Origin of the sequence: Cupriavidus pauculus, from assembly GCF_008693385.1 — a bacterium.
GTDB lineage: Bacteria > Pseudomonadota > Gammaproteobacteria > Burkholderiales > Burkholderiaceae > Cupriavidus > Cupriavidus pauculus_D.
Window position 1 is genome coordinate 3,635,748 of the sequence record NZ_CP044065.1, and the last position, 19,253, is coordinate 3,655,000.

The window sequence follows — 19,253 nt, forward strand, 5'->3', positions numbered from 1 at the left end:
CGCCCGAACGCCTCGCCCCATGGAATACGCGCACGATCCCCGCACGTTCCTGTTTTCCCACTATATCTACCGTGGCCTGCGCTCGGCCACGGGCGTCATCGGCATTACGCTGCTCGCGATGCAGGTCATGGACCTGCCGAGCGCGATGGTGGTCTCCATCGGCGCGCTCTGCACGAGCCTGATGGACCTGCCGAGCCCGCTGAACCACAAGTTCAACGAGATGCTGGCCAGCGTGCTGCTCTGTACGGCCGTGGCGCTGATCGTTGCGCTGGCGGTACCGTTCCCGCGCGTGATGCCGTTCGTTCTCGTGGCCGTCACGTTCTTCGCGGGCATGCTCACGGTGTACGGCAACAAGACGATGTCGCTGCAGTTCTCGGCGCTGTTCGTCATGACGCTGACCGTCAACGAGGAATTCGTCGTGCGCAAGGCCTTCGCGCACGCGGGTCTTTTCGGCGCCGGCGCCATGGCGTACATGATCTACGCAATGGCCGTGAGCTGGATCACCGAGCAACGCACGCGGCAGCAGATTCTGGCCGAGGCGCTCTATGAACTCTCGCGCTACCTCGAGATCAAGTCCGCGTTCTATGACGCGGGCAACGACTTCGACGAGCAGTTCAACCAGCTCGTGCGGCAGCAGATGGTGGTCGCGGAGCGCCAGCAGGCCGCGCGCGATCTGGTCCTGCGCGGCAACAAGACCATGCACGACGGGCTGCTCGTGCAGGTGCATCTGCGGATGCTCGATCTCTACGAGTACGTGCTGTCGACGAACACCGACTACCAGATGCTGCGGCAGGTCTTCGGCGGCACGCCGGTGCTCGACCATCTGCGCGACCTTGTGCGCAAGATGTCGCAGGACGTGGAGGAAGTCGCGTTCGACGTGACGCGCGGGCGGCCCTCGTATGCCACGGTCGATTACGCGCCGACCATCCGCCGCGTGGAAGAGGAGATCGCGCAGCTGCGCCATCACCATATTCCGGCCTCGGCGATGACGGCGCTGTCGGACACGCTCGAGATGATCAAGGGCGCGATCACGCTGATCGGCCAGCTGCACGAGGCCTCGCGGACGCCGGTGGAACCGGCCAAGGTCCTGCCGGGTTCGGACATGACGCCGTTTCTCACGCGCCAGAAGTACGAGTTCGGCGTCATCCGCGACAACCTGAACTGGCGTTCGCCGGCGTTCCGGTTCTCGCTGCGGATCACGATGGCGGTGGCCGTGGGCCTGTGGATCGGCGACCATCTGCCGTACGCCTCGCATGGCTACTGGATTCTGCTGACGATCGTCGTGATCCTCAAGCCGAACTTCAGCACGACCAAGCAGCGCTACAACGATCGTCTCATCGGCACGCTGATCGGCTGCATCATCAGTGTCGTGGTGCTGCGTTTCATTCACGATCCGCTGGCGCTGCTCGCGGTGCTGTTTCTGGCGCTCGTGGCCAGCGCGACATTCGTCACCATCAAGTATCGCTACACGGCCATCGCGGCCTGCGTGCAGGTGCTCATTCAGATCAACCTGCTGGCGCCGGGCAGCCAGACCGTGGTGGGCGAGCGGCTGATCGATACCGTGATCGGCGGCGTGGTGGCGTCGATCTTCAGCTTTGTGCTGCCCAGCTGGGAGTATCGCGCCATTCCGAAGCTCGTCGAAAGCGTGTTGCAGGCCAACCGCCGCTATATCGCGGCGACGCGCGACCTGCTGCTGCGCAAGAGCAGCGACGACTTTGCGTATCGCGTGCAGCGCAAGCAGTTCATGGACAGCCTGTCCGCGCTGATCTCGTCGTTCCAGCGCATGCTCGACGAGCCGCGCAGCCGGCACCGGGCCGTGGACAACCTGAATCGCTTCATTCTGCAGAACTACCTCGTGGCCGCGCATATCGCGGCGGCGCGGATCCAGGTGCGGCAGCACTACGCGGAGCTGGACCTGCCGGCGGCGGAAGCGGCGGTGGCGCAGGCGACCGATGCCGCGACGCGCAGCCTCGAGCTGGCGAGCGAGCGGCTGCAGGGCGAGGAGATCCACGGCGCGCGCGGTGTGGGCTTTATCCGCACGCCCGCGGAAGTCGCGGTGGCGGGCCTGGCGGCAACCGAGGCCGGTGCGGCCGATGTCCTGATGGCGACGTCGGAAGCGCCGGCAGCCGCGCGGGACGAGGCGCAACCGGTGGCCGAGCCCGAGGCGCAGGCCGAGGCCCTCGCGGAAGCGGATCAGAAGGAAGCCGAAGCCGACGCCGCCAGCGAACGCCGCGCGCGCCTCGCGGATTCGGCGGACCGGCGCAAGGCGGAAGTACTGGTGCAGGCCGCGACTTCGGGCGAACTCGGCGCCAGCGAGATCACGCAGTTCGCGCCCGACGGCGCCTCCACGGCGAGCTCCACGGGCCGCGCGGCCAATGCGTTGCTCGAACGGCGCCTGCGCGCGCTGCGCGAGGACACGGCCAAGATCGCGCTACGGACAGGCGCGATCGGGCGGGCGATGCGGAAGGAAGACTGAATCGGCGTCGCGCGCTCGCGCATTCATTCATCGTCCGGCGCCGGCAACGTCAACATCCCGCTGTTGTACTGGTAAGCGTAGATCTCCCCGTACCGTCCCCAGGCGATGACCACCGCCAGCACCCGCTCGGCCTCCTCGGGCTTGAGGAACGCCTCGAGCTCGCGCAACACCTGCTCCTCGCCGACTTCCCCATCCTCCGCGGCCTCGAGCTCGCGGCGGATATGGGCGGCCAGCGCCACGTGCCGCAGCAACTGCCGCCCGAACAGCACCTTGCGCTCCGCGGGCTCCGCGGCATAGTAGGCACGCCCGAGCGCGGTCGCCGTGATATCGCCGCGTTCGAGCGTGGCAAGCTGCAGCAGTTGCAGCGCCTCGCACGCGGGCAGCAGTTCGTCATCGGTGAGGCCGGCCTCGCTGGCCAGATGCGGCAGATCCGCGCGCCCGAGAAAGGGCGCCTCGAGCAGCAGATCGAGAATCCCTTCCATCCGGCTGATATCGGCATTGGGCAGACGGAAGCCGATCTGCTGGGCGGCCGCCATCGTCGCCATGCGCGGCCCCATCGCCGCGGGCGAGGTCATCAGCGCATACACTTCGTCGATCAACGCGCGCACCTGCGCATCGTCGCGATTGCGCGGCCGCGGGAACGGCACCTTCACTTCCGCCCGCACGCGCCCCGGATCGCTCGACAGAATCACGATGCGGTCGGCCATCATCACCGCTTCTTCGATATTGTGCGAAACGATCAGGATGCTGCGAATATTCGCGCGCCCCGACTCCCACAGATCGATCATCTCGTCGCGCAGCGTCTCGCCGGTCAGTACATCGAGCGCGGAGAACGCTTCGTCCATCAGCAGCAGATCGGGTTCGGTCACCAGCGCGCGCGCAATGCCCACCCGCTGCCGCATGCCGCCCGACAACTCGCGCGGCAATGCGCTGTTGAAGCCGGACAGGCCGATCAGATCGATCGCCGCCTCGGCGCGCCGCGCGCGTTCGGCCTTGGGCACGCCCTGCGCCTCGAGCCCGAGCTCCACGTTCTGCTGCACGGACAGCCACGGAAACAGCGCGAACGACTGGAATACCATCGCGATGCCCTCGGCCGCGCCGGCCAGCGGCTGCCCGCGAAACCGTACCTCGCCGTGATCGCTCGCCACGAGCCCCGCCATGATCCGCAGCAGGGTGGACTTGCCCGAGCCCGAGCGGCCGAGCATGGCCACGATCTCGCCCTCGCGCAGGGTCAGGTTCACCCCCTCGAGCACCGAGCGATCGGCATGGTCGGCCGTGCGAAATACCTTGCCCACGTTGTGCAACGCAATCACGGGAGGTTTCGCTGCCGCGTTGTCCGCCACCCCTGCGACGATCTTGTCCTGATCCGCCATCATCCAATCCTCACCGAGGCCTAGAGTCGATTGCGCGACTGCGCAATGTCATACAGCCGGTTCCACAGCAGCCGGTTGAACCCGACCACGAACAGCGCCATGACGCCGATGCCGAGCGCGATGCGCGGAAAGTCGCCCTTCGCGGTCATTTCGGCAATGTAGCTGCCGAGCCCGGTCGCGACGAGCGTGCGATCGCCCCACGTCACGTACTCGGACACGATGCTCGCGTTCCACGACCCGCCGGCCGCCGTCACGAGTCCGGTCAGCAGGCTCGGGAACACGGCCGGCAACAGAAAGCGGCGCCACACGAGCCAGCCCCGCAGCCCGAAGTTGCGCGCGGCCAGCCGCAGCTCGGTCGGAATGCCCGACGCCCCGGCCACCACATTGAACAGGATGTACCACTGCGTGCCGAAGATCATCAGCGGACTGAGCCAGATCTCGGGGTTCAGGCCGAGCTTTACGATTGCCATCACCGCGATCGGAAACATCAGGTTGGCCGGGAATGCCGCGAGGAACTGCGCGATCGGCTGGGCAATGCGCGCCAGCGACGGATTCAGGCCGATGCGGATGCCGATCGGCACCCAGATCACCGCGGCGATGGCGATGAGCACGATCACGCGCGTCATCGTCAGCACGCCAAGCCACAGCACATGCGCCGCCTCGGCCCAGCCCACCTCGCCATGCACGAACCACAGCACGCGCCCGAGCGCGATCAGCGCGACGAGCAGGATCGCGCCATCGCGCGCGCGGTCCTTCCACCCCGCGCGCACGGGCACCGGGGCGGGGCGCCCGACCAGGCGATGCCGCGCGCTCCACGCCAGCGAGCGTCCCGCCAGCGCGGCGGTGGCCTTCAGCAGCGTATGCACCCATGCCGACCGCCGCAGCAGGTTCAGCACCCACGACTGCGGCGCATCGTCCTGCGACAGCGTCTCGAAGCGGAAACGATCGGCCCATGCGACCAGCGGCCGGAACAGCAGCTGGTCGTACAGCACGATGCCGACCAGCATCGCGACGATCGCCCAGCCGATCGCGGCCAGGTTCTGCTGCTGGATCGCGAGCGCGATATACGAGCCGATGCCTGGCAGGCGGATGTCGTGCCCCGATACCGAGATGGCTTCCGACGCGACGACGAAGAACCAGCCGCCCGACATCGACATCATCATGTTCCACAGCAGGCCCGGCATCGCGTAGGGGACCTCGAGGCGCCAGAAGCGCTGCCATGCGGACAGGCGCAGCATCGTCGCCGCTTCGAGCAGATCGCCGGGAATCGTGCGGAACGACTGATGGAGGCTGAACGCCATGTTCCACGCCTGCGACGTGAAGATCGCGAAGATCGCCGCGCATTCCACGCCGGCGAGGCTGCCCGGAAACAGCGCGATAAAGCCGGTGACCGTGATCGACAGAAAGCCGAGCACGGGAATCGACTGCAGGATATCGAGCGCCGGCACGAGGATCTTCTCCGCCGTGCGGTTCTTCGAGGCGAGCGCCGCGAACGCGAACGAGAACAGCAGCGACGCGCCGAGCGCGGCCAGCATGCGGATGCTCGTGCGCATCAGGTAGTAGGGCAGGTAGGCGACGTCGAGCCGCACGTCCAGCGCCTCGCCGGGCTGGTAGGGCACGTTCATCTGCTGCGCGGTGTACGCGACGATGACGATCACGGCGAGAATGATCGGCAGCAGCGCGAAGTCGAAGCGATTTGGCGGCGCGGTCAGCAGCTGCCCGTCGTAGCCGGGCGCGGCGGTACGGTCGTGGTTCGTTGGCATGGGCGGGCCCCGGTGGAAAGCAGCGTCCGGAGCACACGGAGCGCGCGTTGTCATTCCCCTAACGCGCGAACGGGCTAGGTAGTTTACCTAGGGCGATGGACGTATGCTGCTGGCTATCCGATCGATTTTCGACAACCCACCGACATCCCGATGACACAAGACATCTGGCATCTGACCGCCCACGGCGTGGTCCAGGGCGTGGGCTACCGCGCCGCCTGCCTCGAGCGCGCAACGGCGCTCGGCCTGACGGGCTGGGTCCGCAACCGGACCGATGGTACGGTCGAGGTCATGGCCGCCGGTCCAATCGAACGGCTCGAGGCATTGCGGGAATGGATGCAGAAGGGCCCGCCCGCCGCGCGCGTCTCGCGGGTCGATGCCAAAACGGGGGAGGGTCCTTTCGACCGGTTCGACCGTTTCGACTGGTTGCCGACGGCCTGACGTTACAGCTGGCTCGGCTGGCTCAGCTAGCCAGCCAGTCGATACCCGGCCGCCCATGCCGGGCCAGGAAATCGTTGGCCGCGCGGAAATGCCCGCAGCCCAGAAAACCGCGATGCGCCGAGAGCGGCGACGGGTGCGGAGCCTCGAGCACGCAATGATCGTCACCCGCGAGCAGCGCGCGCTTGGCCTGCGCATGGCTGCCCCACAGCATGAATACGAGATGCGGCCGCGCGGCCGCGAGCGCGTGGATCAGGCAATCGGTCACCGCCTCCCACCCGCGCTTCGCATGGCTGGCCGCCTGGCCCTGCTCGACCGTGAGCACGGTGTTCAGCAGCAGCACGCCCTGACGCGCCCAGCCTTCGAGGTTGCCCGAGCCGCGTACGCCGTCCACGCCGTACTCGGCCCCGATCTCCTTGAAGATATTTCGCAGGCTCGGCGGCACCTTGACGCCCGCGGGCACCGAGAACGCCAGCCCATGCGCCTGCGGCACCTCTGCGCCACCGACCGTGCCCGTGCCGTGATACGGGTCCTGCCCGAGGATCACGACCTGTACCGCTTCGGGCGGCGTCAGATGCAGCGCGTGGAATACCGCATGCGGAAACACCGGCTTGCCGGCCGCGCGTTCACCATCGACAAAGCGGCACAGGTCGTCCCATGCGCTGCCCGTCAGGCACGGCGCCAGCAAGGCGCGCCATGCGGCGGGCAGGGCATCGACCTGCGTCTGCACGCTATCGACGATGGCGGGCTTGGACGCGGGCGTGGCGGGTGTGGCGGGCGTGGCGAACAGATCGGCTTGCATGCGGTAGAAAAGGGGCGGGATAGGGAGGGCTGACAGTCGAGGGCTGAGAGTCGAGGTGACAGTCGGCAGCCGTTACGCGACGGGCGCGGAGGAGGACGCGGGCGGTTCCGTCAGACGATAACCGCGCGCGGCCTTGCTGAGATCGGACGGCGTCAGCGGGGCCACCGCACGCAACCGTTCGCCCAGCGCGCGCAACGCCGTCTCGGCGTTTGCTTCGTCGCCGGACAGCCATTCGAGCTCGAGCTCCTGAATCGGGTCGATGGCCGCCACACCCGCCGCGCTGATCGTGCCCGTATCGAGCGCGGCCTCGATGCGCGCGCCATCCTGCTCGACGATCCACGTCCGGCGCACGAAGTCGGTACGGAACGCGGGCGCAAGCTGCGTCATCAGCGGCGCCAGCACCTTGCGCGCCGCGTCGGGAAAGCGATGCAGCTCGATCGCCTCGCCGGCCACCGGCGTTTCCCACTCGTTGCGCGATGTCATGCCGCCCACGCTCTGGCCGACGGTCTTCAGCGTCTGCAGCCACTGCGTGTCTTTTCGTCGCAGCCGTAGCGCGGCACGCGCCCGCGCCAGATCGCGCGCGGGCGTGTCGAGGTACACATTGAGCATGGTCACCTCGCCACACGCCTCGCCATGCTGGTCCAGCCAGCCCGACACCACGGCCAGTGCGTCGTCCGGCACGGACAGCTTCAGCTCGATCTCGCGACCCATGAATGCAACTCGCCTTACGCGAACAGTCGCGCGAGTTCCACGCCGGGCTCGGGCGCGCGCATAAAGGCCTCGCCCACGAGGAACGCGTGCACGTTCGCCTCGCGCATGCGCTTGACGTCGTCCGGACCGAGAATGCCGGACTCGGTCACCACCAGCCGTTCAACGGGCATGCGCGGCAGCAGGTCCAGCGTGTTGTCCAGCGACACCTCGAACGTGCGCAGGTTGCGGTTGTTCACGCCGAGCAGCGGCGTCTTGAGCCGCAGCGCGCGATCGAGCTCGTCCGGGCCGTGCACTTCCACGAGCACGTCCATACCGAGCTCGTGCGCGCAGGCTTCGAGCTCCGCCATCAGGCCCGGATCGAGCGCGTCCACGATCAGCAGGATGCAGTCGGCCCCCCACGTGCGCGCTTCATAGACCTGATAGAGGTCGATCATGAAGTCCTTGCGCAGCGCCGGCAGCGGGCACGCGCCGCGCGCGCGCTTGAGGAAGTCCGCATGGCCCTGGAAGAAATTCACGTCGGTCAGCACCGACAGGCAGGCCGCGCCGTGCGTGGCGTAGCTCTCGGCAATGGCCTCCGGCACGAAGTGCTCGCGCAGCACGCCCTTGGACGGCGACGCCTTCTTGACCTCGGCGATCACGCCCGCATGGCCGGCCGCGATCTTCTCGCGAATGGCCCGCTCGAACCCGCGCGGCGCGAGGCCTGCCTCGGTGCGCAGGCTCTCGGCCTCGGCGCGCAGGCTGGGCAGGTCGCGCACCTTGCGCGCGGCGTTCACTTCATCGGCCTTCACGGCCAGGATTTTCTGCAGGATGTCTGACATGGCGATACTTTTCGATGTGTGCCAACCGGGTTGGTAAGCGCACGGGGCGCCGGGGTTCCCGCAGACTGTTGCGGGAGCAACCGGTCTTATCGGAACTGCTGGGTGGCGCGCACGAACTGGTCGAGCTTCTCGCGCGCGGCGCCGCTTGCAATCGCTTCGCGCGCGCGGCCGATGCCGTCCTCGATCGACGACGCCACGTTGGCCGCGTACAGCGCGGTGCCCGCGTTCAGCGTCACGATCTCGCGCGGGGTGCCGGTCACATTGGTCAGCGCCTCGAGCACCATCTCCTTCGACTCGGCCGCGTCCGCCACCTTGAGGCCGCGGTTGGAGATCATCGACAGGCCGAAGTCCTCGGGGTGGATCTCGTACTCGCGCACTTCGCCATCCTTGAGCTCGCCGACCATCGTGGCCGCGCCGAGCGATACCTCGTCCATGCCATCCTTGCCGTAGACGACGATCGCATGCTTCGCGCCCAGGCGCTCCATCACGCGCACCTGAATGCCGACGAGGTCGGGATGGAACACGCCCATCAGGATATTCGGGGCATCGGCGGGATTGGTCAGCGGCCCGAGGATATTGAAGATCGTGCGCACGCCCATTTCCTTGCGGATCGGCGCCACGTTCTTCATGGCCGGATGATGGGTCGGCGCGAACATGAAGCCGATGCCGGTCTGCGCGATGCACTCGCCCACCTGCTCGGGCGTCAGCATGATATTGACGCCGAGCGCCTCCAGCACGTCCGCGCTGCCCGACTTCGAGCTCACGCCTCGATTGCCGTGCTTCGCGATCCTGGCGCCAGCCGCCGCCGCGACGAACATCGACGCCGTGGAGATATTGAACGTATGCGAACCGTCGCCGCCGGTCCCGACGATATCGACGAAGTTCTCGCGGTCCGCCACCGGCACCTTGTTCGCGAACTCGCGCATCACCTGCGCGGCCGCCGAGATCTCGCCGATCGTTTCCTTCTTCACGCGCAGGCCGGTCAGGATGGCCGCGGCCATCACGGGCGAGATCTGGCCCTGCATGATCTGCCGCATCAGGTGCAGCATCTCGTCATGAAAGATCTCGCGGTGTTCGATGCAGCGGGTGAGCGCTTCCTGTGGCGTGATGGACATGGCGGTGTTCGGTTGGCTAGGGTCGGTGGCGGTGAGTCCGGGCGTATCGAGCCGCCTCACTTCGCGGGCTCCGCAGGATGCCGCGGCGTCTTCAGGAAGTTGGCCAGCAGCGCATGCCCGTGTTCCGACAGGATGGACTCCGGATGGAACTGCACGCCCTCGACGGCCAGCGTCTTGTGCCGCACGCCCATGATCTCGCCATCGGGCGTCCATGCGGTGACCTCGAGGCAGTCCGGCAGCGTCTCGCGTTCGATGGCCAGCGAATGATAGCGCGTCACGTCGAAGTGTCTGGGCAGGCCGGCGAACACGCCGTCCTGCGTGGTCTCGATCGTGCTGACCTTGCCGTGCATCACCTGCTTGGCGCGAATCACCTTGCCGCCGAACGCGTCGCCGATGGCCTGATGGCCCAGGCACACGCCCAGCAGCGGTACCTTGCCCGCGAAATGTTTCAGCACGTCGATGGAGATACCGGCTTCGCGCGGGCTGCACGGTCCCGGCGACACGACGATATGGTCGGGCTTCAGTGCCTCGATCTCCGCGATCGTGATCTCGTCGTTGCGATAGGTGCGCACGTCTTCGCCGAGCTCGCCGAAGTACTGCACCAGGTTGTAGGTGAACGAATCGTAGTTGTCGATCATCAGCAGCATGGCAATTCTCCTGTCCGGTTCAGAGCTCGGTGTCCAGGCCGTCCTGGACTTGTTCGGCAGCGCGGATCACGGCGCGCGCCTTCGCCTCGGTCTCTTTCCATTCGGATTCGGGGTCCGAATCGGCAACGATGCCCGCTGCCGCCTGCACATAGAGATTGCCGTCCTTGATGATGCCCGTGCGGATCGCGATCGCGAGGTCCATCTCGCCGCCGAACGACAGATAGCCCACCGCGCCGCCATAGATGCCGCGCTTGCGCGGTTCCAGTTCGTCGATGATCTCCATCGCGCGCACCTTGGGCGCGCCCGACAGCGTGCCCGCCGGGAACGTCGCGCGCAGCACGTCGAGGTTGGTCATGCCGTCGCGCAGCGTGCCTTCCACCGAGCTCACGATATGCTGCACGTGCGAATACTTTTCGATGACCATCTTGTCGGTCACCTTGACCGAGCCGATCTCGGCGATGCGGCCGATATCGTTGCGCGCGAGGTCGATCAGCATCACATGCTCGGCAATCTCCTTCGGATCGTTGAGCAGTTCCGTGGCCAGCTGGGCATCGCGCTCGGGCGTGTTGCCGCGCGGACGCGTGCCGGCCAGCGGGCGAATCGTGATCACGCGCGAGGTATCGTTCTCGACCTTGCGCGTCTCCTGCCGCACCAGAATTTCCGGCGAAGCCCCCACCACCTGGAAGTCGCCGAAGTTGTAGAAGTACATGTACGGCGACGGGTTCAGCGAACGCAGCGCGCGGTACAGCGACAGCGGCGCGTCGCGATACGGCTTCATCAGGCGCTGGCCGATCTGCACCTGCATCATGTCGCCGGCCATGATGTATTCCTTGGCCTTGTGCACGGCGGACAGATAGTCCGCCTTCGCGAACTCGCGGTACACCTCGGTCTGCACCGACGGGCTGGTCACCGGCACGTCCACGGGTTGACGCAGCTTCATGCGCAGTTCTCGCAGACGCTGGCGCGCGCGGGAATAGGCTTCCGGCGTGGTCGGGTCGGCGTAGACGATCAGGTAGAGCTTGCCCGACAGGTTGTCGATGACGGCCAGTTCCTCGCACAGCAGCAGCTGGATATCGGGGAGGTTCAGGTCGTCCGGCTTCTGCGTGCCGGCCAGCGTCTTCTCGATATAGCGGACCGCGTCGTAGCCGAAGTAACCGGCAAGACCGCCGCAGAACCGTGGCAGGCCCGGGCGCAGCGCCACCTTGAAGCGGCTCTCGAACGTCGCGATGAAATCGAGCGCGTTGCCTTCGTGCGTCTCCACGACCTTGCCGTCGGTGACCACTTCCACGCGCTCGCCATAGGCGCGCAGCAGCGTGCGGGCGTGCAGGCCGATGAACGAATAGCGGCCGAAGCGCTCGCCGCCGACCACCGACTCCAGCAGGAAGGTGTTCACGCCGCGCGTCTGCGACTGCGCCAGCTTGAGGTACAGCGAGAGCGGGGTTTCCAGATCGGCCAGCGCCTCCGCGATCAGCGGAATGCGGTTGTAGCCCTGATCGGCCAGCGATTTGAATTCGAGTTCTGTCATGTCGATCCTCTGCTTGCGGCACCCGTCATGGACAGGTGGGGACGCGGCACCGCGATGTCGGCAAGAGGCGGATGCATGCATGCACGGATCCGCCCCCGGGGTATGGACCGTGTGACGATGGCTTGCGGACAAGGGCGCACACGGCTCGGGGTGGCGTGCGGCGCGTTCGTGGAGCTAACCGTAGCACAGGCGCCCGTCATGGGCGGCCCTGCATTACGGTGCGGCAGGATGGGATCTGCTGGGAACTGTCAGGAGACTCGCGAACGCACCTTACGCCTGGATGGAGGCGTGCCAGCGACGCCAGGGCCAAGCCTGCCGATCACTGCCAGAAGAGATGCGTTTGCGGTTGACGAACATTGACGTTCAGGTGATTGACTTGCGATGAATTGACGCTGTGACTAACGCTGCTATTGACGCTGTGACTAACGCCGTGCGGCCAGAAGGGCAGCAACGCGCGCAATGTCGGCGACTATACCATCGGCGTCGACGCCTTGTACAGGGTTCCCATGGTTGTAGCCATATGGCATCAGCAGCACACCGATGCCGGCCGCGCGCGCGGCGCGGGCGTCGTTCTCGGAGTCGCCGATGGCCAGCATGGCCGACGGCTGCAGCCGGAAGGCCTGCGCCACCTGCAGCAGCGGGTACGGATCCGGCTTGCGCAGCGCGAACGCGTCGCCGCCGTAGACGAGCTCGAAATACTGGTCCAGACCGGTGCGCGCGAGCAGCGGCGTGGTGAAGTTCTCCGGCTTGTTCGTCACGCAGGCCAGCCGCAGACCGGCCGCCTTGAGCGCCGCCAGACCTTCCCGCACGTTGGGGTAGACCGACGAGAACTGGCCGTTGATGCGCACGTATTCGCGGTCGTAGAGGTCGTAGGCCTCGTCGAACAGCGCGGTGGCCTGCTGCGGCAGGCGCGTCTCGAGCACGCGCCGGATCAGGTTCTCGGAGCCCTTGCCGACGAAACTGACGATCGCCTGCGCGGACATCGGCTCCACGGGGCCGAGCTCCGGATGGGCGTGCGCCAGCGCCAGCAGCATCGCGTTGATGGCGGCGTGGAAGTCACCGGCCGTATCGACCATCGTGCCGTCGAGGTCGACGATCACGCCTTGAATGCCGCTCCAGTCGGTGCGGCGCAGGATTTCGACGGTCATTGGCCAACCTTCGCCAGCTGTTCGCGCAGCGCGCCGATGATGCCCTTGTAGCCGCCATCGGCATCGGGCTTGCCAAATACCGCGGAGCCCGCCACGAACGTATCGGCGCCGGCCGCCGCGATCTCGGCAATGTTGTCCACCTTTACGCCGCCGTCCACTTCCAGCAGGATCTTCCGGCCCGTGCGTTCGGCGTAGGCGTCGATGCGGGCACGCACCGCGCGCAGCTTGTTCAGCGTCTCGGGAATGAACGACTGGCCGCCAAAGCCCGGGTTCACCGACATCAGCAGGATCACGTCCAGCCGATCCATCACGTGGTCCAGGTGATGCAGCGGCGTGGCCGGGTTGAACACGAGGCCGGCCTGGCAGCCGTTGTCGCGGATCAGCGCGAGCGACCGATCGACGTGCTCGCTGGCTTCCGGGTGGAACGTGATGATATTGGCGCCGGCCTTGGCAAAGTCCGGGATGATCCGATCGACCGGGCGGACCATCAGGTGCACGTCGATGGGAGCGGTCACATGCGGGCGGATGGCCTCGCAGACCAGCGGTCCCACGGTCAGGTTGGGCACGTAATGGTTGTCCATCACGTCGAAGTGGATCCAGTCCGCGCCGGCCTCGGTCACACGGCGGACTTCCTCGCCCAGGCGGGCAAAGTCGGCGGAGAGGATGGAGGGGGCGATGCGATAGGTGGTCATGACAATGTGGGGGGCGGTGCGCTGGGGCTGAGACGAGCCGGTATTCTACGCTTGTCGGGCCGCTTGCCGCTGCCGGGGCCTTGCCGCACAATGCGGTCACCTCGAGCCAACAAGCCCTGCCGACAATGAGCGAGTACGCATTTTCCGTGACGGTACGTACCCAGTACCTGTCCGACCAGTCGGACCCCGAGCGCGGGCGCTACGCCTTCGCCTACACGATCAATATCCGCAATACCGGCGAAGTGGCCGCGCAGCTGATCTCGCGCCACTGGGTCATCACCGACAGCGACAATGCCTCGCAGGAAGTGTCGGGCCTGGGCGTGGTGGGCCACCAGCCGCTGCTCAAGCCGGGCGAGCACTTCGAATACACGAGCTGGGCCACCATTTCGACCCCGGTCGGTTCGATGAAGGGCGAATACTTCTGCGTGGCCGAGGACGGCCACCGCTTCGAAGTCCCCATTCCCGAATTCGCGCTCGTGCTCCCGCGCATGTTGCACTGACCCGGGGGTCAGGACTCGCGCGAGCCCGTTTCCGCCTGCTCCTGCGCTGGCTTCGCGCCACCGTTGCGGGAGGGATGATCGTCGGGCGCGCGCGTGGGGCGCGGATTCTTCTTTGCGGTGCCCATGGTCCAGACGACGATGAACACGAGCAGGAACAGGGCCGCGCCCGCCTCCAGCGCAAACACGAGCATCGGATGGTCTGACAGAAACTGGCTCATCGGGAACTCATTCGGAATGGAATCGTCAGGGATAGCGGTGCGATGCAAATGACGATTGTATGAGATACGGCTTCGATCACAGATGAGATATCAAGCAATGACGAACTGGCGCCGCCTCGGCTGGACCGCGATGGCCAGCGTGGCGATCTGGCTCGCCGGCTGCTCGAGCGGCCCGCCCCCACGTGTACAGGGCCCCGGCGGCCCCACGGCCACCACGCCGGGCACGGGTACCGCGCCACCCCCGGCTTCGACCGCGGCCGGCCGCCTGCAGGCCGTCAGCTGGAACGAGGTCGGCGGCTGGAGCGCGGACGACGTACGCGCGGCCTGGCCCGCGCTGCTGGCCAGCTGCCAGGCGCTCAAGAAGCGTCCCGACTGGAACCGTGTCTGCTCGGTCGGCATCATGGTCGATGCGGGCGACCTGCCCGCGATGCGCGAGTATTTCGAGACCAACTTCCAGCCGTACCGCGTGGTCAATGGCGACGGCACGGACAGCGGGCTGATCACGGGCTACTACGAACCGATCCTGCATGGCTCGCGCACGCGCCAGGGCCCGTACCAGGTGCCGCTGTACCGGCGCCCGCCCACGATGGGCAAGGGCCCGCTGCCCGCGCGCGGCGAACTCATGCAGAACCCGGCCATGCGCGGCAACGAGCTGGTCTGGGTCGATGACGCCGTGGAAGCGGCCTTCCTCCAGATCCAGGGCTCGGGCCGTATCCGGCTTCCGGACGGCACGATGATGCGCGTCGGGTTTGGCGGGACCAACGACCAGCCGTTCCGCTCGATCGGCAAATGGCTGCTGGACCGCGGCGAGATCACCCCCGTGCAGGCCACGATGCAGGGCATCAAGGCCTGGGCGCGCGCCAATCCGGCCCGCGTCGAGGAGATGCTCAACGTCAATCCGCGCTTCGTGTTCTTCCGCGAACTGCCCCCGACCAATGAGGGCCCGGTGGGCGCGCTCGGCGTGCCGCTGACCGCCGAACGCTCGATCGCGGTGGATCCGGCCACGATTCCGCTTGGGGTGCCTGTGTTCCTGTCCACGACCCGGCCGCTCTCGACGGAGCCGATCCAGCGCCTGATGTTCGCGCAGGACACGGGCTCGGCCATCCGCGGCGGCGTGCGCGCGGACTTCTTCTGGGGCGCGGGCGACGCGGCCGGCGAGACCGCGGGCCGCATGAAGCAGGGCGGCCGCATGTGGGTGCTGATGCCCCGGAGCTGAGGCAGGCGTCGGCTCAGCGCGGGCGTTGGTCGACGCGTTGGTCGACAATCCGCCGCGCCTTGCCGACCGAGCGCTCGATCCCGCCCACGGGCAGCACGTCGATCGCCGCGCTCACGCCGATATAGGCCTTGATATCGTGCGCGAGCGTCGTCCGCGCGCCGGCCGCATCGGCCGGACTCGCCCCGTGTGCGCACTCCACGCGCACGGTCAGCGTGTCCAGCGGGCCCTCCTTGCCGAGCACGCACTGATAGTGCGGCGCCAGTTCCGCATGCCGCAGGATCAGTTCCTCGATCTGCGACGGAAACACATTGACCCCGCGCACGATCATCATGTCGTCCGCGCGGCCCGTCACCTTCTCCATGCGGCGGAAGGCGGGCCGCGCCGTCCCGGGCAGCAGCCGCGTGAGGTCGCGCGTGCGATAGCGGACCACGGGCATCGCCTCCTTGGTCAGCGACGTGAACACGAGTTCGCCGAATGCGCCGTCGGGCAGCACCTCGCCGGTATCGGGGTCGATGATCTCGGGGTAGAAATGGTCCTCCCAGATCGTCGGGCCATCCTTGGTCTCCGCGCACTCGTTGGCCACGCCGGGCCCCATGACCTCGGAGAGCCCGTAGATATCGACGGCCGAGATGCCGAGCCGTTTCTCGATCGCCAGCCGCATCTCGGGCGTCCACGGTTCGGCGCCGAAGATGCCGAGGCGCAGCGAGGTCGAGGCCGGATCCACGCCCTGGCGCTCGAGCTCGTCGGCAATCGCCAGCATATAGCTCGGCGTGACCATGATGATGTCGGGACGGAAGTCGAGGATCAGCTGCACCTGCCGCTCGGTCTGGCCGCCGCCGAACGGAATCGCCGTGAGCCCGCAGCGCTCCACGCCGTAGTGGGCGCCAAGCCCGCCCGTGAACAGCCCGTAGCCGTAGCTCACATGCACCTTGTCCCCGCGCCGCGCCCCGGACGCGCGGATCGAACGCGCCATCACGGTCGCCCACGTATCGATGTCGCGCAGCGTATAGCCGACCACGGTCGGCTTGCCCGTGGTCCCGGACGACGCATGGATCCGCGCCACGCGATCCTGCGGTACCGCGAACATCCCGAACGGATAGTGGTCGCGCAGGTCCTGCTTGGTCGTGAACGGAAACCGCGCGAGATCGGCCAGCGACCGCAGCTGGTCCGGATGCACGCCGGCCTCGTCGAACTTGCGGCGATAGACCGGCGAGTTGTCGTACGCATGGCGCAGCGACCATTTGAGCCGTTCGATCTGCAGGTCCTGGAGTGCCTCGCGGCTGGCGGTCTCGATCGGCTCGAGCGGCAGGTCGGTCTGGAACGCGCTGGGGGCAGGGCGCATGGGAGTCTCCTGTCGGTCGTCTCAGGTACCCGGAAGCGGCTCGACCACATGCCCCCGGATCTGCGCGGACTTGCCGCGAAACATCGCCACGGGCTCTCCGGCCCGGTTCGTCACGCGCACATCGTAGATGCCATGGCGCCCGGAGAGGACCTGCTCGACGGCCTCCGCCGTCAGCGTGTCCCCGCCCAGCACGGGCCGCAGGAACTCGACGCTGCAGCCGGCCGCCACGGTATTCACGTTGTGGCTGTTGCAGGCGAACGCGAAGGCCGAATCGGCAAGCGTGAACATCAGCCCGCCATGGCAGGTGCCGTGGCCATTGAGGAATTCGGGGCGGATCGGCATCGACAGCCGCGCGTAGCCGGGCCGCACGGCTTCCACGACCATGCCGAGCCAGCGGCTGCATGCGTCGGCGTCGTACATTGCCGTCGCCGCGGCTTCGGCCAGTGCCTGCGCGTCGCGGTTCACGGGGTCATTCACCGGTGAAGCGGGGCGCGCGCTTCTCGAGGAATGCATTCACCCCCTCGGTATAGTCGTGCGAGCGGCCGAGGTCGCGCTGCAGGTCGCGTTCGAGGTCGAGCTGCGCGTCGAGCGTATGGGTCAGCCCCGCCCGCATCGACTGCTTGATCGCGGCCAGCGCGCGCGTGGGCTGCGCCGCCAGTTGCGTGGCCAGCGCCAGCGCCTGCTCGTGCAGCAGCGGATCGTCGAGCGTCTCCCAGATCAGCCCCCAATTTTCCGCCTCCTCGGCAGACAGCTTGTTGCCGGTCATGGCCAGCCCCATGGCCCGTGCCATCCCCACGCGCTGCGGCAGGAACCACGTGCCGCCGGAGTCGGGCACGAGCCCGATCTTCACGAACGCCTGGATAAAGCTCGCGGACCGCGCGGCAATCACGATGTCGCACGCGAGCGCCAGATTGGCGCCCGCACCGGCCGCCGTGCCGTTGACGGCCGCGATCACGGGCAGCGGCATCGCCTGCAGCCGCCGCACCAGCGGATTGAAGTGGTCGTCGATCAGCGTGCCGAGGTCGGTCGCGCTGCCGGGTGTGAAATCGAGGTCGGCCAGGTCCTGCCCCGCGCAGAAGCCGCGTCCCGCGCCGGTCAGCAGCAGCGCCCGCGCGCCGCCCGCTTCCACGCGGTCCAGCGCGCCGCGCAGCGCCTCGTGCATGGCGCGCGTGAAACTATTGAGCTTGTCGGGCCGATTGAGCGTGACCATGGCGACATCGCCTTGCCACTGCAGCAGGATCGGGCCGGTATCGAGCGACGAACGCATGACGGTCTCCCCGGGGCATCATGTGGAAATTAACCGACCACGCGGTCGGTAAATATCGGCAATATCCCTGATGGCCCGCGATCAGGCGAACCTGTCGTGCATGACCTCGGCCACGAGTTCGCGGCCGCGCCAGTACATGTGGTGGATACGTTCGGAGAATTTGTGGAGCGTCTCGGCGTCGACGTCGTCGTAGGTCAGCACCACGGCGGGACGCGTGCCGTCGCCTTCCAGGCGCTCGAGGATGTTGGAATCGGGCAGACCGTACTTGCGGAGAAAAGCGTGGACGTCGTCATCGGACGCATCGGGATCGATGTTCGTCAGCATGAGGCGTGACATGATGTGCTCCTCGATGTGCGCAAGCCTGAGTCTATGCCCCCAGGTCGCGAAAAGACAGGCAGCACTCGTTACACTAGCCAGCAGTCATAACAAGGAGCAGACATGTCGTACGAGAACATCCTCGTGGAAACACGCGGCCGCGTCGGAATCGTGACCCTGAACCGCCCCAAGGCACTCAACGCGCTCAATGACGCGCTGATGGACGACCTCGGCGCGGCGCTGACGGCGTTCGATGAAGACGAGGCGGTCGGCTGCATCGTCATTACGGGCAGCGAGCGCGCCTTCGCGGCCGGCGCGGACATCGGCATGATGGCCAAGTACTCGTTCATGGACGTCTACAAGGGCGACTACATCACCCGCAACTGGGAAACCATCCGCCGTATCCGCAAGCCCGTCATCGCCGCGGTGGGCGGCTACGCGCTGGGCGGGGGCTGCGAGCTCGCGATGATGTGCGACATCATCATTGCCGCGGACACGGCAAAGTTCGGCCAGCCGGAGGTGAAGCTCGGCACGATGCCGGGCGCCGGCGGCACCCAGCGCCTGCCGCGCGCGGTGTCCAAGGCCAAGGCCATGGACCTGTGCCTGACCGCGCGCATGATGGACGCGGCCGAAGCCGAACGCGCCGGCCTGGTCTCCCGCGTCGTGGCGGCGGACAAGCTGCTCGAGGAAGCCGTGGGCGCGGCCGAGACGATCGCCGGCTACTCGCTGCCCGTGGTCATGATGATCAAGGAGTCGGTCAACGCCGCCTACGAGACGTCGCTGGCCGAAGGCGTGCACTTCGAGCGCCGCCTGTTCCATGCGACGTTCGCCACCGAAGACCAGAAGGAAGGCATGGCCGCCTTCGTCGAAAAACGCCCGGCCAACTTCAA

At 67.1% G+C, this 19,253-nt stretch carries 20 protein-coding genes (1 of these 20 only partly in view); 5 read left to right on the forward strand and 15 right to left on the reverse strand.

What is annotated here, in order from left to right:
- The first annotated feature begins 19 nt into the window (after window positions 1-19).
- Window positions 20-2,476 (forward strand): FUSC family protein, encoded by a 2,457-nt coding sequence (locus FOB72_RS16750; protein WP_150373612.1) that lies wholly within the window; start codon window positions 20-22, stop codon window positions 2,474-2,476.
- A gap of 23 nt (window positions 2,477-2,499) precedes the next feature.
- On the opposite strand, the gene FOB72_RS16755 is transcribed toward FOB72_RS16750, so the two are convergent.
- Window positions 2,500-3,849, reverse strand: a complete 1,350-nt coding sequence (locus FOB72_RS16755) for a nitrate/sulfonate/bicarbonate ABC transporter ATP-binding protein (RefSeq protein WP_150373955.1) — start codon at window positions 3,847-3,849, stop codon at window positions 2,500-2,502.
- Window positions 3,850-3,869: 20 nt separating this feature from the next.
- Window positions 3,870-5,612, reverse strand: coding sequence for an ABC transporter permease (locus FOB72_RS16760; RefSeq protein ID WP_150373613.1), 1,743 nt, complete (start codon window positions 5,610-5,612; stop codon window positions 3,870-3,872).
- A gap of 150 nt (window positions 5,613-5,762) precedes the next feature.
- On the opposite strand from FOB72_RS16760, the gene FOB72_RS16765 reads away from it, so the two are divergent.
- Window positions 5,763-6,050, forward strand: coding sequence for an acylphosphatase (locus tag FOB72_RS16765; RefSeq protein WP_150373614.1), 288 nt, complete (start codon window positions 5,763-5,765; stop codon window positions 6,048-6,050).
- A gap of 22 nt (window positions 6,051-6,072) precedes the next feature.
- Here the strand turns inward: FOB72_RS16765 and FOB72_RS16770 are convergent, their stop codons facing one another.
- The 8 genes from FOB72_RS16770 to rpe form a co-directional block, all read right to left on the reverse strand.
- The gene (locus FOB72_RS16770; protein ID WP_150373615.1) at window positions 6,073-6,849 is read right to left on the reverse strand and encodes a uracil-DNA glycosylase; all 777 of its coding nucleotides are present in this window, start codon (window positions 6,847-6,849) and stop codon (window positions 6,073-6,075) included.
- A gap of 72 nt (window positions 6,850-6,921) precedes the next feature.
- A complete protein-coding gene (locus tag FOB72_RS16775; protein ID WP_150373616.1) occupies window positions 6,922-7,560 on the reverse strand; it encodes a CYTH domain-containing protein in 639 nt (212 codons plus the stop codon).
- Between the two features lie 14 nt (window positions 7,561-7,574).
- Window positions 7,575-8,378: an indole-3-glycerol phosphate synthase TrpC gene (trpC, locus tag FOB72_RS16780; RefSeq protein ID WP_150373617.1), complete on the reverse strand. Its 804-nt coding sequence runs from the start codon at window positions 8,376-8,378 to the stop codon at window positions 7,575-7,577.
- An 86-nt stretch (window positions 8,379-8,464) separates the two neighbouring features.
- Window positions 8,465-9,493 (reverse strand): anthranilate phosphoribosyltransferase, encoded by a 1,029-nt coding sequence (gene trpD, locus FOB72_RS16785; RefSeq protein ID WP_150373618.1) that lies wholly within the window; start codon window positions 9,491-9,493, stop codon window positions 8,465-8,467.
- Between the two features lie 56 nt (window positions 9,494-9,549).
- Complete coding sequence (locus FOB72_RS16790) at window positions 9,550-10,140, reverse strand: anthranilate synthase component II (RefSeq protein WP_150373619.1); 591 nt, start codon at window positions 10,138-10,140, stop codon at window positions 9,550-9,552.
- A 19-nt stretch (window positions 10,141-10,159) separates the two neighbouring features.
- Window positions 10,160-11,665, reverse strand: coding sequence for an anthranilate synthase component I (gene trpE / locus FOB72_RS16795; RefSeq protein WP_150373620.1), 1,506 nt, complete (start codon window positions 11,663-11,665; stop codon window positions 10,160-10,162).
- A gap of 422 nt (window positions 11,666-12,087) precedes the next feature.
- Window positions 12,088-12,813 (reverse strand): phosphoglycolate phosphatase, encoded by a 726-nt coding sequence (gene gph, locus FOB72_RS16800; RefSeq protein WP_150373621.1) that lies wholly within the window; start codon window positions 12,811-12,813, stop codon window positions 12,088-12,090.
- On the reverse strand, window positions 12,810-13,505 hold the full coding sequence (gene rpe, locus FOB72_RS16805) for a ribulose-phosphate 3-epimerase (protein ID WP_342051552.1): 696 nt from the start codon (window positions 13,503-13,505) through the stop codon (window positions 12,810-12,812). Before rpe ends, gph begins: the two co-directional genes overlap by 4 nt.
- Before the next feature lie 125 nt (window positions 13,506-13,630).
- Here rpe and apaG point away from each other — a divergent pair, with 125 nt between their 5' ends.
- The gene (gene apaG, locus FOB72_RS16810; protein ID WP_150373623.1) at window positions 13,631-14,005 is read left to right on the forward strand and encodes a Co2+/Mg2+ efflux protein ApaG; all 375 of its coding nucleotides are present in this window, start codon (window positions 13,631-13,633) and stop codon (window positions 14,003-14,005) included.
- Window positions 14,006-14,013: 8 nt separating this feature from the next.
- On the opposite strand, the gene FOB72_RS16815 is transcribed toward apaG, so the two are convergent.
- Window positions 14,014-14,223: a hypothetical protein gene (locus FOB72_RS16815; protein WP_150373624.1), complete on the reverse strand. Its 210-nt coding sequence runs from the start codon at window positions 14,221-14,223 to the stop codon at window positions 14,014-14,016.
- 97 nt (window positions 14,224-14,320) lie between these two features.
- Here FOB72_RS16815 and FOB72_RS16820 point away from each other — a divergent pair, with 97 nt between their 5' ends.
- Entirely contained in the window at window positions 14,321-15,439 is a 1,119-nt protein-coding gene (locus FOB72_RS16820) for a murein transglycosylase A (RefSeq protein ID WP_223851369.1), read from the forward strand.
- A 13-nt stretch (window positions 15,440-15,452) separates the two neighbouring features.
- Here the strand turns inward: FOB72_RS16820 and paaK are convergent, their stop codons facing one another.
- The 4 genes from paaK to FOB72_RS16840 form a co-directional block, all read right to left on the reverse strand.
- Window positions 15,453-16,781 carry a phenylacetate--CoA ligase PaaK gene (gene paaK / locus FOB72_RS16825; RefSeq protein ID WP_150373626.1) on the reverse strand — a complete coding sequence of 443 codons (1,329 nt, stop codon included), beginning with the start codon at window positions 16,779-16,781 and terminating at the stop codon, window positions 15,453-15,455.
- A gap of 21 nt (window positions 16,782-16,802) precedes the next feature.
- Window positions 16,803-17,246, reverse strand: coding sequence for a hydroxyphenylacetyl-CoA thioesterase PaaI (paaI, locus tag FOB72_RS16830; protein ID WP_150373627.1), 444 nt, complete (start codon window positions 17,244-17,246; stop codon window positions 16,803-16,805).
- A 4-nt stretch (window positions 17,247-17,250) separates the two neighbouring features.
- A complete protein-coding gene (paaG, locus tag FOB72_RS16835; protein WP_150373628.1) occupies window positions 17,251-18,048 on the reverse strand; it encodes a 2-(1,2-epoxy-1,2-dihydrophenyl)acetyl-CoA isomerase PaaG in 798 nt (265 codons plus the stop codon).
- 81 nt (window positions 18,049-18,129) lie between these two features.
- Window positions 18,130-18,384, reverse strand: coding sequence for an RNA-binding protein (locus FOB72_RS16840; protein ID WP_150373629.1), 255 nt, complete (start codon window positions 18,382-18,384; stop codon window positions 18,130-18,132).
- A gap of 102 nt (window positions 18,385-18,486) precedes the next feature.
- Here FOB72_RS16840 and FOB72_RS16845 point away from each other — a divergent pair, with 102 nt between their 5' ends.
- A protein-coding gene (locus FOB72_RS16845) for an enoyl-CoA hydratase (protein WP_150373630.1) crosses the window boundary here: on the forward strand, window positions 18,487-19,253 show its 5' portion. The gene runs 10 nt beyond the window's last position; 767 of the gene's 777 nt are visible here — the first part of the coding sequence; the start codon lies at window positions 18,487-18,489; its stop codon lies off the right edge, out of view.

Coding starts and splice junctions, on each gene's coding strand:
- FOB72_RS16815 (WP_150373624.1), bottom strand. CDS start 14,223: ATGAGCCAGTTTCTGTCAGACCATCCGATGCTCGTGTTTGCGCTGGAG.
- trpD (WP_150373618.1), bottom strand. CDS start 9,493: ATGTCCATCACGCCACAGGAAGCGCTCACCCGCTGCATCGAACACCGC.
- FOB72_RS16840 (WP_150373629.1), bottom strand. CDS start 18,384: ATGTCACGCCTCATGCTGACGAACATCGATCCCGATGCGTCCGATGAC.
- FOB72_RS16750 (WP_150373612.1), top strand. CDS start 20: ATGGAATACGCGCACGATCCCCGCACGTTCCTGTTTTCCCACTATATC.
- paaG (WP_150373628.1), bottom strand. CDS start 18,048: ATGCGTTCGTCGCTCGATACCGGCCCGATCCTGCTGCAGTGGCAAGGC.
- FOB72_RS16775 (WP_150373616.1), bottom strand. CDS start 7,560: ATGGGTCGCGAGATCGAGCTGAAGCTGTCCGTGCCGGACGACGCACTG.
- FOB72_RS16770 (WP_150373615.1), bottom strand. CDS start 6,849: ATGCAAGCCGATCTGTTCGCCACGCCCGCCACACCCGCCACGCCCGCG.
- paaK (WP_150373626.1), bottom strand. CDS start 16,781: ATGCGCCCTGCCCCCAGCGCGTTCCAGACCGACCTGCCGCTCGAGCCG.
- FOB72_RS16755 (WP_150373955.1), bottom strand. CDS start 3,849: ATGGCGGATCAGGACAAGATCGTCGCAGGGGTGGCGGACAACGCGGCA.
- FOB72_RS16765 (WP_150373614.1), top strand. CDS start 5,763: ATGACACAAGACATCTGGCATCTGACCGCCCACGGCGTGGTCCAGGGC.
- FOB72_RS16790 (WP_150373619.1), bottom strand. CDS start 10,140: ATGCTGCTGATGATCGACAACTACGATTCGTTCACCTACAACCTGGTG.
- apaG (WP_150373623.1), top strand. CDS start 13,631: ATGAGCGAGTACGCATTTTCCGTGACGGTACGTACCCAGTACCTGTCC.
- FOB72_RS16760 (WP_150373613.1), bottom strand. CDS start 5,612: ATGCCAACGAACCACGACCGTACCGCCGCGCCCGGCTACGACGGGCAG.
- trpC (WP_150373617.1), bottom strand. CDS start 8,378: ATGTCAGACATCCTGCAGAAAATCCTGGCCGTGAAGGCCGATGAAGTG.
- rpe (WP_342051552.1), bottom strand. CDS start 13,505: ATGACCACCTATCGCATCGCCCCCTCCATCCTCTCCGCCGACTTTGCC.
- FOB72_RS16820 (WP_223851369.1), top strand. CDS start 14,321: ATGACGAACTGGCGCCGCCTCGGCTGGACCGCGATGGCCAGCGTGGCG.
- gph (WP_150373621.1), bottom strand. CDS start 12,813: ATGACCGTCGAAATCCTGCGCCGCACCGACTGGAGCGGCATTCAAGGC.
- trpE (WP_150373620.1), bottom strand. CDS start 11,665: ATGACAGAACTCGAATTCAAATCGCTGGCCGATCAGGGCTACAACCGC.